The organism is Streptomyces sp. NPDC031497 (assembly GCF_055580905.1).
Genome location: NZ_JBVIKO010000001.1, coordinates 44,985 through 58,363, shown reverse-complemented (window position 1 = coordinate 58,363; position 13,379 = coordinate 44,985). Strand labels below are relative to the sequence as shown.

11 protein-coding genes are annotated in these 13,379 nt (G+C 70.4%); 6 read left to right on the top strand and 5 right to left on the bottom strand.

Going from position 1 to position 13,379, the window contains the following annotated elements; translation table 11 throughout:
- The first annotated feature begins 54 nt into the window (after positions 1-54).
- Positions 55-810 carry a DUF6193 family natural product biosynthesis protein gene (locus ACZ5K7_RS00300; protein WP_468908743.1) on the top strand — a complete coding sequence of 252 codons (756 nt, stop codon included), beginning with the start codon at positions 55-57 and terminating at the stop codon, positions 808-810.
- A gap of 120 nt (positions 811-930) precedes the next feature.
- Positions 931-1,767, top strand: coding sequence for a hypothetical protein (locus ACZ5K7_RS00295; protein ID WP_450972090.1), 837 nt, complete (start codon positions 931-933; stop codon positions 1,765-1,767).
- Positions 1,768-1,782: 15 nt separating this feature from the next.
- On the opposite strand, the gene ACZ5K7_RS00290 is transcribed toward ACZ5K7_RS00295, so the two are convergent.
- Positions 1,783-2,717, bottom strand: a protein-coding gene (locus tag ACZ5K7_RS00290; RefSeq protein WP_468908741.1) for an IS5 family transposase whose coding sequence is annotated in 2 segments (ribosomal slippage) — positions 1,783-2,298 and positions 2,301-2,717 — 933 coding nt in all. Because the reading frame shifts where the segments join, the coding sequence is not laid out codon by codon here.
- A gap of 80 nt (positions 2,718-2,797) precedes the next feature.
- On the opposite strand from ACZ5K7_RS00290, the gene ACZ5K7_RS00285 reads away from it, so the two are divergent.
- The 4 genes from ACZ5K7_RS00285 to ACZ5K7_RS00270 all read left to right on the top strand — a co-directional run bounded on the left by ACZ5K7_RS00285 (position 2,798) and on the right by ACZ5K7_RS00270 (position 6,576).
- On the top strand, positions 2,798-3,796 hold the full coding sequence (locus ACZ5K7_RS00285; protein WP_099938610.1) for a GNAT family N-acetyltransferase: 999 nt from the start codon (positions 2,798-2,800) through the stop codon (positions 3,794-3,796).
- A 435-nt stretch (positions 3,797-4,231) separates the two neighbouring features.
- Positions 4,232-4,579: a hypothetical protein gene (locus ACZ5K7_RS00280; RefSeq protein WP_468908738.1), complete on the top strand. Its 348-nt coding sequence runs from the start codon at positions 4,232-4,234 to the stop codon at positions 4,577-4,579.
- Positions 4,580-4,693: 114 nt separating this feature from the next.
- Positions 4,694-5,914 carry a sensor histidine kinase gene (locus tag ACZ5K7_RS00275; protein ID WP_468908736.1) on the top strand — a complete coding sequence of 407 codons (1,221 nt, stop codon included), beginning with the start codon at positions 4,694-4,696 and terminating at the stop codon, positions 5,912-5,914.
- Positions 5,911-6,576 (top strand): response regulator transcription factor, encoded by a 666-nt coding sequence (locus tag ACZ5K7_RS00270; RefSeq protein ID WP_351698052.1) that lies wholly within the window; start codon positions 5,911-5,913, stop codon positions 6,574-6,576. The genes ACZ5K7_RS00275 and ACZ5K7_RS00270 overlap by 4 nt, the downstream gene beginning before the upstream one ends.
- A 322-nt stretch (positions 6,577-6,898) precedes the next feature.
- On the opposite strand, the gene ACZ5K7_RS00265 is transcribed toward ACZ5K7_RS00270, so the two are convergent.
- The 4 genes from ACZ5K7_RS00265 to ACZ5K7_RS00250 all read right to left on the bottom strand — a co-directional run bounded on the left by ACZ5K7_RS00265 (position 6,899) and on the right by ACZ5K7_RS00250 (position 13,352).
- Entirely contained in the window at positions 6,899-8,521 is a 1,623-nt protein-coding gene (locus ACZ5K7_RS00265) for an alpha/beta fold hydrolase (RefSeq protein WP_468908732.1), read from the bottom strand.
- A gap of 592 nt (positions 8,522-9,113) precedes the next feature.
- Positions 9,114-11,174, bottom strand: a complete 2,061-nt coding sequence (locus ACZ5K7_RS00260) for a SpoIIE family protein phosphatase (RefSeq protein WP_468908729.1) — start codon at positions 11,172-11,174, stop codon at positions 9,114-9,116.
- Positions 11,175-11,711: 537 nt separating this feature from the next.
- Positions 11,712-12,317: a TetR/AcrR family transcriptional regulator gene (locus ACZ5K7_RS00255; protein WP_351698058.1), complete on the bottom strand. Its 606-nt coding sequence runs from the start codon at positions 12,315-12,317 to the stop codon at positions 11,712-11,714.
- Between the two features lie 180 nt (positions 12,318-12,497).
- On the bottom strand, positions 12,498-13,352 hold the full coding sequence (locus tag ACZ5K7_RS00250; protein ID WP_468908726.1) for an alpha/beta fold hydrolase: 855 nt from the start codon (positions 13,350-13,352) through the stop codon (positions 12,498-12,500).
- Between the last annotated feature and the right edge of the window lie 27 nt (positions 13,353-13,379).

The following is a 13,379-nucleotide window of genomic DNA, read 5'->3' as shown; positions in this document are numbered from 1 at the left end:
CGGGGAACCACGAAGAGCCGTTGACAACGGGCGGCACCAACTGAAGGGCGAAGCGTGACGTCTGAACCCGCCCCGGATCTGGCCGGTCTCTATCCTGAACTCGGCCAGGACGGCACGCTCCAGATCGCCCTGCGGACAGCCGTTCACCAGGCCGGATATCGGTTCGACGTGCTCCCCGAACGAGCTCCGGGGTGGCAGCGGTCAGGAGCCCGGGCGGACAGCGACAGCCGGACGACGACCGTTCACCTGGGCATCCAGGACCGCTGCTTCGTCATGAGCTTCTGGGGACGCGGTGTCGAGATGGCCAAGGGCACGACAACCAGTCTGAACGAGGCTGCCACGGCTACCGGGGTCTGGCAGTCGGGCGCCAACCTGGAAGCTCTGCGAACCGCATGCCCGTTCGTCCACCACGGCCCGCTCGCCGAGGCCCACGAGCGCGGCACCGCGGTCGAGAGCATGTGGACGATCTACCGTCAGACCGCGGCGTCCTACGTCGACCACGACCTGATCGAGGCCGCCTACGCCCAGCCACAGCTGCGAGCCCTGTTCCCCTACCACAGCCACAGGTCGCTGAACTTCAGCCGCTGCACCGGTTTCCCCTACACCCACGACCTTCCCGTGGTTACCCCCGCGGACGGGAGATACCGCGTCACCTGGTGGAAGACGCGCTCGCCTCAGGGACCGACGCACATCGCGGACGCCGACAACCCGCGTGACGCGGTCGCCCTGGTCGTCGCCCACCTTCCCCCGCAGTGCGGGCCGGCAGTCACCGGCACTGCCCATGATCTTGACAGGTCAGATTCCACATAACGCCCTGGCGGACCTGCTACGGCTTCACGGCCCGCCGGGCGGCGGTCGGCGTCGTCGGGCCCCGGAACGGGACGGGGGCCACGGCCGACCGCTCTACGCCGCCCGCTAGCATTCCGTCGCATGACGAGGCGGGGGTGGCGACTTGGTGTCGTGGCGGTGCTGGCGGCGGTCTGCGTATCCGGTCCCGGGCGCCCGGAGGTCATCAACACGGCGTCGGACCTCGGCCCCCTGCCGGGCGACCGCTACGAGTCCACACCACAGGACTACCAGCGATCGCAGCGGGCATCGGCGTTACTGGTCCGGCAGTGCATGGCGGAGCACGGCCACCGGGACTTCCCGCTCGACCCCCGCTACCCCAGTGACCCCCTCGTCGCCACCGCGGTCAGCACCGACTACGGCGTCCTCGATCTCGCCGACGCCCGCCGCTGGGGCTACGGCTGGGACCCGGCCACTTCCCTGGCCTTCCAGCCGAAGGGCCGCCGGATGACCAACGCCGAGTTCGCGGACTTCCCCGCCTGCAACGCCGAGGCGAGCCGGCGGCTGATGCGTGGCATCGACGTCAAGCGGGACTGGCTCTACGCGAGTACACGGGCGGGCGAGGTCGACAAGGCGGTCAAGCGCGACCCGCGCCTCCGCGCGGCTTGGGACGTGTGGTCCCGCTGTGTGGCAGCACAAGGATTCACGCGCTATCCCGACCCCGTCGCGGCGTACGCGGACACCGCCTGGCAACGGCGGAGCGGTGACGGCAACACCTGGCATACGGAGCGGGAGCGGGCCACCGCCGTCGCGGACGTCACCTGCAAGCGCCGCCACCATACGGCCGAACTCTGGCACGCCGTACGGGCACAGCAGCAGACCCTGGACATCACACGGCACCGCGAGCGCTACGCCGCCGGGCTGCGGGCGCTGCGGACATACCGGGCCACCATCGCCGAGGTGCTGCGGGAACTCGGCTAGGACTTGTCCGGCCGATCATGCTCGGAGCCAGATGGTGAGGGCTGCGGCGGTTGCGGTGCCGAGGTAGACATAGCCGCGCTTGTCGTAGCGGGTGGCCACCGCCCGGTGCTGCTTCAGCCGGTTGATTGCCCGTTCGACGGTGTTGCGTTTCTTGTACCGCTCTTCGTCGAAGCCGGGTGGCCGTCCGCCGCGTGAGCCTTTGCGTAGGCGGGCGGCCTGGCTGTCGGTCTTCTCCGGGATGATGTGCCGGATGCCCCGGCGGCGTAGGTACTCACGGCAGGGCCCGTTGCTGTATGCCTTGTCTGCCGCGAGGCTGTCGGGCTTCTTGCGGGGTCTGCCCGGTCCGGTCCGCGGGACGCGGATCTTCTCCAAGACCGGCTTGAACTGGGTGCAGTCCGCCCGCTGACCTGGTGTGACGATCGGGGACAGCGGGCGGCAGCGGCTGTCGGCGCTCAGGTGAAGCTTGCTGGTGAACCCGCCGCGCGAGCGGCCCAGGCCCTCACTTCCAGCACCACCTCCGCCAGGCGGGCGTGAAGGCTCTGCCACGCGGTTTCGCCCTGATGTTCTGACGGTTCGGCCCCCTTTGAGGCGGGCGCCGGCGGCGGGTCGGTGCGGGCACCGGCCGCGTGCTGGTGAGCACGGACGATGGTGGAGTCGACCGAGATGTCCCAGTCGATCTCCCCAGCGGCATCGGCGGCGGCCTGGACCTGCTGGAGCAGACGCTCCCACGTCCCGTCGGCCGACCACAGCCGGTGGCGTTCATAGACGGTCTTCCACGGTCCGAACCGCTCGGGCAGATCACGCCACTGAACGCCGGTGCGCACCCGGTGCAGAATCCCGTCGATCACCTGCCGGTGATCCCGCCACCTGCCACAACGCCTGTTGCTCACCGGCAGGAACGGCCGCAGCCGTTCCCACTCCGCGTCAGTCAGGTCCCCGCGAACGGTCATGCTGCAGAAAACGAGTTCTGTTGTCCAATCGGCACGGCCTACGCTCGCTGCGCATGTCCAACATAACGGGAGGCCTTGGTATGGGCGTGAACAGCGGCAGCGGCCTTGGGTCGCTGGGACGATTGCCCAGCTATTTCTTCCGGCCGTATCGCGGCAACGAAGACCACGGCGCGATGGCCGCCGTGCGGCTGGCCTGTGCAGGGCGGGATGGGATCGACGCTCGCTCGGTTGTGGAGGGAGTTCCGACGGCAGCCGAGATCGCCGAAGCCTCCGCCAAGCTGGACGACCCGTCCGAGAACCAGGTCTTGGTGGAGAACAACGGTGACATCGTCGGCTACGTGACGATCAGGTGGTGGCAGGAGCGGGACGGGACTTGGCTGTACCTGCACCGTGGCTACCTGCTGCCTGAGCACCGCGGCGCGGGCATCGGCTCAGACATGCTCAACTGGGCCGAGAACCGTATCCGCCGGCTCGTGCAGCAACATGGAACCGCACGGACGGCCGTGTTCGGCGCGAACGCCATGGCCTCCGAAGGGGATTCAACGGAGCTGCTGCTCGAAACCGGGTACCGGCGTGTCTTCAGCCTGGTAGAGCTGGAACTGGCCGATCTCCGACGGCTACCCGCGCACAACGGTCAGTTGCCGGCCGGCATCAGAGTGGGTGCCGTCGAGCCGACCAGTTACCACGCGGCCTGGAAGACGGTCGTTGATTCGTATGCGAATGCTGCCTTCACCGAGAAGTGGACGTTCGAGAGCTTCCTCGCCACGGCCGACCCGACCTGCTGGCGGGCCGCTTGGGATGGGGATCAGATGGCCGGCGTCGCCCTGTGCTCCATCCGCCGGCATGACCACACCGTGGGCGAAGTCGAAGAATTGAGCGTCCGGGGAGAGTCGAGGCGTCTGGGACTGGGGCGGGCCCTGCTGCTGGACGGATTGCGATCTCTCCGCGAGCACGGCGCGGAGACTGCCCGGTTGTACACCGGCACTGCCAATCCGCACCGCTCCTACGACCTCTACGAGAGCGTAGGGTTCCGGCGCCAGAACGAGTACGTCCGCTACCGCAAGCCGATCCACATCTGATCTGACGGATCCATGCACTTTGGCAATGCGATCCCCAGGGGCCAAACCCATCTTGATCGCCCGGACAGGTCCTAGTGCTCGGACCGGCAACGTCCACCGGTTCGGTGGCAGCGCGGGCCCGGATGGGCAGAGCCGACCCGCGCAAGCGCGTCAGGCCCTCGCGCCGGCGACTCCTGAGCGGCCGTCGGGGACGCCGGCGATCGTCACCACGATCCGCTCGCGGATGTCCCCGCCGAGCATGGCGACCAGCGCGTCGAGTGGGACGTGGGGGGATACGAAAGTCGGGGGTCGGGTTCCTCGTTCAGGGCGACGATCGGCGCGGAGCGCCGGAACAGACTGCTTGGGCGACGTCGAACGACGTCGGCACCCCCCATAACCAAGGAGTTCTGTCATGAGCGTTGTCGGAAAGGTCCTGCTCGGAATCTGGGAGTCGCCGTGCTCGCCGGAGTCGGTATCTGGTCCGGGATCAGGCACGTCGCGGGCGACATCGGCTCGCACATGATCACCGCGGCCCAGTTCAAGGGCGTTCACGACGGCGAGAACCGGGACGCCGTGCGCGACCGACTCGGTGAGCCCGGTGGTCTCCAGCCGCAGGACAAGCCCAAGCCGCCGGCCGGCACCACCTGTGACTACTACCTGCAGAAGGACGTCTCCCTGGAGAAGAAGCAGACTTTTCAGATCTGCTACCGGGACGGGAAGGTCGCCGCGACCAAGGCCCTGCCGTCCGCCGAGGACGAGGCCGCCCAGGACAAAGGCAAGAGCACGGAGAGCGCCAAGCCCTGAGCCGTCCGTTCTCCCCACGGGTGGCCGCCCCGTCCCGGCGGGGCGCGGCCACCGTGCGCCGGTCGGCGGCGCCTCCCGAAACGATCACCCGAAAGGTCCTTTACCGTGGCACGCGTGTCCGTTTCCTCTGCACCGGCCTCGGTGGCGGCCCGCCCTGCCCGGATCCAGTGGCCCTCCGAGCCGATCGCCTGGGTGCTCGCGGCGCTGATCGCCTCCGGAGGACTCCTGCAGGCCGCCGCACCGCGGTCCCTGCTGCCGCTGCCGCTCGCGGTCTCCGCCGTCCTGGAGTGCGCCACCGGGCTCCTGCTGGCCTGGCGGCGCGACCGGCCCACCCTGGTGGCGGCCGTGGTCGCCGGAGCGAGCCTGCTGACCGTTCAGCCCGCCCTTCCGTTCGCGATGTACTCGCTGGCCAGACGGCGGGCGACGAGCCCCCTGCGGTACGGCGTCTACGCCACCGCGGTGCTCGGCCCGTTCACCACGGGCGTCCCGGTGGTGGGCGTCATCGGGGCCGTCCTGCTGGTGGGCGCGCCCGCCTGGCGCGGCACGGTGCTCCGGTACCGGCACACCAGGCTGGAGCAGTTGGCCGAGCGCGCCGAGCAGGCCGAGCGGGAGGCGCTGCTGATCGCCCGCCGGGTCCGTGCGGAGGAGCGGGCCGCGCTGGCGCGTGAGATGCACGACGTGGTGGCTCACGAGGTGAGCCTGATCACGCTGCACGCGGGCGCGCTGAGTGTGGACCCGCAGGAGTCGGAGCGCGCCCGCGAGACCGGCGAACTGGTCAGAGTCACCGGCAGGCGCGCGCTGGCTCAGCTGCGCCAGATCCTCGATGTGCTGCGCGATCCGGAGACCGTCGAGAGTTCCTTCCAGCCCGGCCCGGCACTGCGGGATCTGCCCCGGTTGCTGGCCGACTCGGCGGCGGCGGGCGTCCCCGTGGACTGGGCGCCGTGGTCCGCGACGGTGACGGAAGTCCGGGCCGGAGCACGGCCGTTGCCGCCGGCGGCGGAACACACGGTTTACCGCATCGTCCAGGAGGCGCTGACCAACATCCGCAAACACGCCCACGGCGCCCGCGCCACGCTGGGGCTGCGGGTGGACGGGGAGATGCTGGAGTGCGAGGTGACCAATCCGGTGACCGGTCTGTCCGGCGAGGCGGCCGGCGAGGGAGCGGGGCTGGGCCTGCGCGGTCTGCGGGAGCGGGCCGCGCTCCTCGGCGGAACCCTGGACGTCGAGGACCGGGACGGCGTGTTCCGGGTCCGGGTCAGGCTGCCCGTCGCGTCACCCGCGCCGAACCGGGAGCCGGAGACGAAGAGGGCTGAACCCGCCGGGGAGGCGCAGTGATCCGGGTCCTGCTCGCCGACGACGAGGCCCTGGTCCGCACCGGGTTGCGCCTGCTGCTGCAGACCGCCCCCGACATCACGGTGGTCGCCGAGGCCGACGACGGGCGGGCGGCGGTCGAGGCCTGTGCCCGGCTGACCCCTGACGTGGTGCTGCTGGACGTGCAGATGCCCGGGTTGGACGGGGTGGGCGCCGCCAGGGAACTGTCCGCGTTGCCCGCACCGCCGCGGATCCTGATGCTGACCACGTTCGACGCCGAAACCTATCTGCTGCCGGCGCTCCAGGCCGGGGCCCATGGCTTCCTGCTCAAGGATGCCCAGCCGGACCAGGTCCTCGACGCGGTACGGAACACCGCGGCCGGCCTCCACGCCCTCGCCCCCGAGGCGGTGAACCACCTGGTGGCCCGGGCGGCCGCCGAGCCACCGCCGGCCGTGTCGCCCCGGCTGCCCTCGCTCACACCGCGGGAGCGGGAGGTGCTGGCTGCGATAGCGGACGGGCTGAGCAACGCCCAGATCGGCCGGCGGCTGGGCCTGCGCGTGCCGACCGTGAAGGCCCATGTCTCGCGGATCATGGAGAAACTGCACTGCGAGAGCCGGGTACAGGCCGGGCTCCTCGCCATGCGCGCCGGGCTGAGCGGTGAGGCGAGCCCCACGGACAGGGTGTGACCTCGCAGCCGGGCAGGCCCGTCGGGGCTCTGCCCGGGATGCGCGCGGCCGCCGCCGGACAGTATCCGCTCGCAGCCCTACCAGTTCGCGGCTCCGTTTCTCCCAGGTGCGGTCCGCGTGACCGCCGGCGAGTTCGGCGAGGATCCGGCTGGCCTTGGCGAAACGGACGTGGGCGCCCTCCGGTATGTCCGTGGAGCTCCGGGATGCCTCGCCCGCAACCGGGGCTTGCGCACGCAGCAGGCCAACCACCCAGGCGGCGAGAGGTTCGCGGCCCATGCGCGCGCCTCCTCGGGTCGGTGGCGGACGAGTGGCCCAGGGCCGGTCAGCCGTATTGCCGCAGCAGTCCGTCCACGTATGCCTCCAGCCGTTCTCCCAGCACCTCGGACGTCAGATCGTCCCGCCCCAGGTCACGCCACGGTCCGGCCAGCTTCGCCGCGTCGGGGCAGTAGTGCAGGGCGTCGAGCAGCCGCCAGTACAGGTGGTCAGGGTCGTCGGCGAGGTCACGGCCGCCGTGTGCCTCGTACCGCTCACGGAAGTCCAGCCCGTACTGCGGCCCATGCAGCAGCGCCAGCGCGGTCGAGCAGTGCGCCACGTCCAGGTCGGCAGGTCCCCACGAGGTCTCGACCCAGTCCACGACACCGGTGATCCGCAGCCCCTGCCCGGCTCCCGTGAACAGCACGTTCCCGGGGTGGAAGTCGCGGTGCAGAAAGCACCCTTCGTACGGCGGCGGGTCGCGGCGGATCACGTCCACGGCCCGCTCCCACAGGGGACCGTCCGGGGTGCGGACGCGCTCCGGGGACGTCCACGCCTGGTACGTGCGCGGTCTTTCGTCCGGTACGACGCCGTGGATGCGGACGAGCTGGGCCGCGAGCAGGTCCAGGCGCCGGTCGAGGTCCTCCTCGTCCACGCGGACACGGCCCGGGAGCGCGGACATCAACAGGGTCGGGTGGTCGCAGTGTTCGGCCGTGGCGTCCACAGCGACGAACCCGGGCGCCGGGATGCCCTCCTGCCCGGCGAGCAGCGCCAGGACGGACGCCTCGCGGGCCAGCAGCCCGGGCCCCACGCGACGGAAGAAAGGCTTCACGAAGGTGCGTTGCACCAGGTCCGTGCCGTCGTCGAGCGTGAGCCGGCGCATCTGGGAGCTCCAACCCCCCGACAGCAGGCGCACGTCGGCGACCGACCGACCGATGCCGACCTGCTTGGCCACCCATGCACGCGTGGCCGTCCAGCCACGGTCGTCGAGGCCGGTCAGCACCGCCTCCACGAACTCCCGCCGGTCGTCGCCGTGATCACGAAACCAGATTCCCAGCTGGTGCCGCGCGTCCGGAAGGTCGAACCGCGTGTACTGGGCGCGCGTGGTCAGCGCGTCCTGTACGGCCTCGGTCACGGCGGCCGGGATCACCGCGTCCGTGCCCGGCACGGCGAGCACCGCCCGGCCCGCGTACGCCCGCAGCACCTCAAGCGCGGGCGCCTGCCGCCAGCCGTCCTGCCGCCGAATGATCCTGCTGAACCGGCCGTTCCCGTCCCCGAAAGGCACGTCCCACGCCTCGGCGGTGTACACGGCGGGCGCGCACAACCCCAGCGCCGCCACCCGATCCCCGTAGTGCCGGACGAGATCGGCCACCGTCTGCCCGCTCATGCTGAACCCCACCAGGACCAGCGGCCCGTCCGCCCCCGCGTACGCGTCGATCACCGCGACGGCCTGCTCGAACCGTCGCCGCAGGCTCAACTCGCTCAGTTCGCCGGTGCTTTCGCCGTGCCCGGAGAAGTCGAAGGCGACCCCTCGACAGCCGTGGGCCACGAACTCCCGCACCAGCGGAAGCAGTCGCTCCGTGCTGCTGGTGCCTGCGCCATGCAGCACCACGGCGGTGCCCCCGACAGGATCACCTCCGTACACGCCGCCGAGTCGTTCACCGTCGTGGTCGTGCGTGAAGTCGAAGAGCATGGCCCTTATTCACTCACGCCGTGGCCTCCGTTCTTCGAGAGCGTCACCGCAGGCAGCCGCCCCGGGCGGCTGGGGCGGCGCCACTTGGGCTCTGGCGCAGATTTCGTAGAGCGGTCGCGGAGGGGTACCTCGGTGTTCGCTTGCATGGGGCCGCTCTCTCATGACACCGCTCGCGCCGTACCGCCGCCGGCCGGCCGTCAGGCCGACCGGACGCGTGCCCATCACGCTCTGGTCCACGGCCTGTTGACGGCCCCGTACGGGCCTTCGCGCTCGCCGACCGAACCGGCACCGACCTACCGGACTGGATCGACACCGCCCGCGTCGCACAGCTCCCCGGGACCACCGGCTTCGCCTACGGGCTCGCCACCGGGCAACTCCGACGGGGCGTATCGGATCATGGAGCTGCTGCGGCTTCGCCGCCGATGAGTGCCGTGCCGGTTCCGGGCTGTTCGGCCTGCTGTCAGGCGGCGTCCCAGTCGATGCCGCAGTGCTCGTACAGGCGGTGTTCTTCGTCCTCGGACAGATGGCACCCGGCGTCGACGTCAACGGTGGGGCGCGTCCTTGGCCTTGTCCTTGGCGTAGCGGACGACCTCTACGGCCGGGGCCGGGGCCGGGCTCGGGCGATGAGTATGGCGACGTCGTCGTGGTCGTCCGGATCGCGCAGTGATTCCAGGAGCCGGTCGCAGGTTTCTTCCGAGGATCGGTCGGGTCTGTGGAGCAGTTGGAGGAGGAGGTCCAGGCGCTCGTCGATGGCATGGTGGCGGGTCTCGACCAAGCCGTCGGTGTAGAGGACCAGTTGGTCGCCGGGGGCCAGGCCGAAGGCGGTGACTTCGAAGGCGACACCGCCGACCCCGAGGGGTGCGCCGGTGGGCAGATCGAGCAGTTCGGGGGGCTCGCCTGTGCGCATCAGCACGGGGGGCAGGTGTCCGGCGACAGCGATGTGGCACAGGGCGCGGTGCGGGTCGTAGATGGCGTAGGCGCAGGTGGCGTACTGCTCCAGGCCGGCGGTGATCTTGTCGAGGTGGTGGAGCACTTCGGTGGGTGGGAGGTCGAGGTCGGCCAGGGTGGAGGTGGCGGTGCGCAGGCGTCCCATGGTGGTGGCGGCGCTTATGCCGCTGCCCATCACGTCGCCGACGACCAGCGCGGTCTTGTCTTCCGTGAGGGGGATGACATCGAACCAGTCGCCACCGACTTCGATGGTCGTTCCGGCGGGCCGGTATCGGGAGGCGATCTCCAGGCCCGTCTGTTGCGGTGGGAGGTCGGGCAGCAGGCTGCGCTGGAGGGTGACGGCGGTGTTGCGTGCGCCTTGGTACAGACGGGCGTTGTCGATGCACACCGCGGCTCGGTCGGCCAGTTCACCGGCCAGGGTGAGGTCGTCGCTGTCGAAAGGCAGCGGGTTGCGGGCGCGGGTGAGGCCCAGGGTGCCGAGCACCTCGCCGCGGGCGATCAGGGGCGTCAGGAGATAGCTGTGGACGCCGGCGCGGGCCAGGATGGCGGCGGCCTCGGTGTCACGGGCGATACGCGCCAGGTCCCGCTCGCCGACGTCGGGTATCAGGATGGGGCGGCCGGTCCGCACACATTGAGTGGCCAGGCGCTCCGCGCCGTAACTGGCGAGGTGGCCGGCAGGGTCGGCAGCGCGGACGGCCTCGGTGGGGTACGCGGCTTTCACGGCGAGGGCACGGAAGAGTGCCCGGGCTGCGCCGGGTGCCGTCGGCTGGCGATCGTCCAGGACGGAGTCCAGGACGTCAACGGCCGCGATGTCGGCGAGCTCAGGGACGGCGACGTCGGCCAGCTCGCGGGCGGTCTGCTCCACATCCAAAGTGGTGCCGATACGGGCAGAGCCGTCGGCGATCAGGGCCAATCGCTGCCGGGCACGGTGGCGATCGGTGACATCCACCAACACGATGGCTATCCCCAGCACCCGCCCGCCGGGACCATCGAGCCGGTAGTAGGAGACGGACCAGGCATGATCGCTGTCGGGGTCGGCGGGAGTGCGCCCCACACTGTGCTGGTCGATCACGGGCTCTCCGGACGTGAGGACCTGCCGCAGTGCGGCCTCGATCGCATCGATCTCCAGGAAGGGCAGGACCTCGCGGACTCGTCTCCCGAGGTGGTCTTCGGCAGGGATGCCGTTGATCTGCGCCAGCGCCGGGTTGACGGCCACGTACCGCAGGTCGGTGTCCAGGACGGCCAGCCCGATCGGGGACTGCGAGACCAGCCGCGTGGACAGGGCCACGTCCCGTTCCACCTGGCGCAGGGCCGCCTCGTCGGTGGCGATGCCCAGGGCATAGAAGTCACCCTGGTCGTCCGACAGCCGCATGTTGCGGAACTCCACCAACCGGGTTCTGCCGTCTTTGTGCCGGACGGAGAAGGCGCCGGCCCATCCCTGACCCGTCCTCATGACCTCGGCGAACAGCCTGATCATCAGCTCCACGTGCTGCTCATGGACCAGCAGCCGCGCCGCGTACTGGCCCAGCGCCTCCTGCGCGGTGTAGCCGAACAGCTCCTCGGCCTGGGGGCTCCACAGCACGATCCGTCCCTCGGCATCCAGCAGCACAGCTGCGACACTGAGCAGATCCAGCAGCTCACGCGGCTGTCTCGGCCCGGAATCCGGCTGGTCACCCTCAGCACCGAAGGGATCGGCTGTCCTCATCGAACGCTCCCTCCGCCTGTCGGCGCGCCACGCCGCCCTGCGCCGGCGTCAGGCTGTGGCCTGCGTACCCTGCACCTCGCAGTGCTTCCATGGTCCCCCGGATCTGGGCTGCCGCACGGTTACCCGATACAGCTCGCCGCGCCCCAGGCCCCAGGCGCTGGGCACCGACGAAAAGCTCCGACCTCCCGGGTGCAGGGGTGGGCGGCGCGGGCGGCGGCGAACAGGCCGCCCCCGATCCGGGTCTCGTCCTCCGTTTCGGTCGGAGTGAGGAGGCGTCGCTGCGGGGTAGCTGCCGAGTGGCCGAGGTGATTTCGGTGTTCGGCGTGGTGGAGTCCCTGCGCGGTGGTCGGGTTCCCCAGGATCCTTCGGGTCGTGGCGGGCAGGGGTCTGCTGTTTCTCGCGGTGTTTCATCCGTGAATGGGTGTGGAGGCGGAATCCGTCGGCGCTTCCACCGCCCAGCGTCTCGGGACCGCAGTGACTGCCCTCGGGCGCCCCGGTTGAGCTGGTTCTCGGCGGGGGCTTCGGCGTCCCACCGGCTTACTGCCCGGCGTCGACCAGTTCCTTGTTCCTGACTGCGGCGTCGAACAGTGCCGCGGCTGCCGCGCGGGCGGTCGTCGCCGCGGACGGGTCGCGGTCCATCCGCGCCGACACCCCGGCGCCGTCGTACAGAAGGTGCAGCTGCCGCGCCAGGCCCTCGGCGTCGGCGACGCCGGCCTCCCGCGCCAGATCCGTGAACATGGTCCGCACCCACAGCCGGTACCGGTCCGCGGCGCCCTCGACGGGGCTGCCGTGCCGCGCCTCCGCGCTGGCCGTCATGTGCGCGCAGCCGTTGAAGTCGGGTTCGGTGAACAGCTGGCCTTGCGCGTCGAAAACTCCGAGGAGGCGCTCGCGTGGCGTCCGGAACCGGGTCAGGGCGCGTTCGACCTGGTCGCGGGTGTTGGCGTGGCGGGCGTCGAGGTAGGCCTGGACCAGTTCTTCCTTGCTGCCGAACAGGTTGTAGAGGGATGCCTTGGCCACGCCGGCCTTCTGCACGATGCGGTCGATGCCGACGCTCTGCACGCCCTCGCTGTAGAACAGCTCGTCGGCGGCGGCCAGCAGACGTTCACGCACGGACGGCTTCGAGACATTGGCGTTGGCGGGCATGGTGGCTTCCTTCTTTCAGACTGGCGGTCCAGTTTACCGCTCCGCGCGGGCACTCATTCGGCTCCTACCCGGTCCAACAGAGCCAGACAGACCTGTCTTCCCTCGCTGACGAGCAGAGGCGGTCACCGTGCTGCGGTGACCGCCTCTGCTTCGTGGGGCCTGCTACTTGGCCGTCGTGTCCTAGCGGTCGAGGAAGAGCTTGGTGTGGGTGACGAAACGCTCGGGGTACTGGAAGTGGGCGCCATGGTTGGCGTCCGGGTAGATGATCAGCTCGGCGTCCGGGAGGAACTGCTGGAGGATGTACGAGTTGATCGTGGGGATGATGATGTCGTCGGTGCCGTTGACCACCAGGACCGGGATCCTGATGTTCTTCAGGACCGAGTACGCGGGGTCCTTCGTGGCGCCGTAGGTGTGGATGGCGGTGCCCTGGCCGGCGTAGACCTGCTCGCCGAACGGGGAGGCGTCGCGGTCCTTGCGGGCCACGATCCGATCGACGTATGCGCGGCCCAGCTTCTGGCTGGTCTCGGTCGGCGCGAAGAGGACCGGGAGCCACATGTCTTCCTGCCGGGGCAGCTTGACGGTGAACAGCGCGGCGGTCTCCGCCGGCGTCTCGCCGATACCCACGCCGCCGCGCGGGCCGGTGCCGACCAGCACGAGCTTGCGGGCCAGGTCGGGGCGCTGGATGGCGACCTGCTGGGCGACCAGGCCGCCCATGGAGTGGCCGACCAGGTCCACGCTCGTCAGCCCGAGGGCCTCGACGAAGCTGCCCGCGTCGGTGGCCATCTGCTCGATGGTGTCCGGGACGTCGCCGCTCGTGGAGGCCACTCCGGTGTTGTTGAACAGGATGACCTCGCGGTCGGCGGCGAATCCGTCGCTGATCGCCGGGTCGTGGTCGTCCAGGTTGCCGATGAAGTGCTGGAAGAACACGACCGGTGTCCGGCCGGCGGCCGTGTTGCCGAAGCGCCGATAGGCGAAACGGATGCCGTCGGCCTCGACGAACTGGGTCGGGGCGGTGTCGTGGGTGTGATCGGGCATGCTGGCGCTTCTCCTTGGATCAGCGTC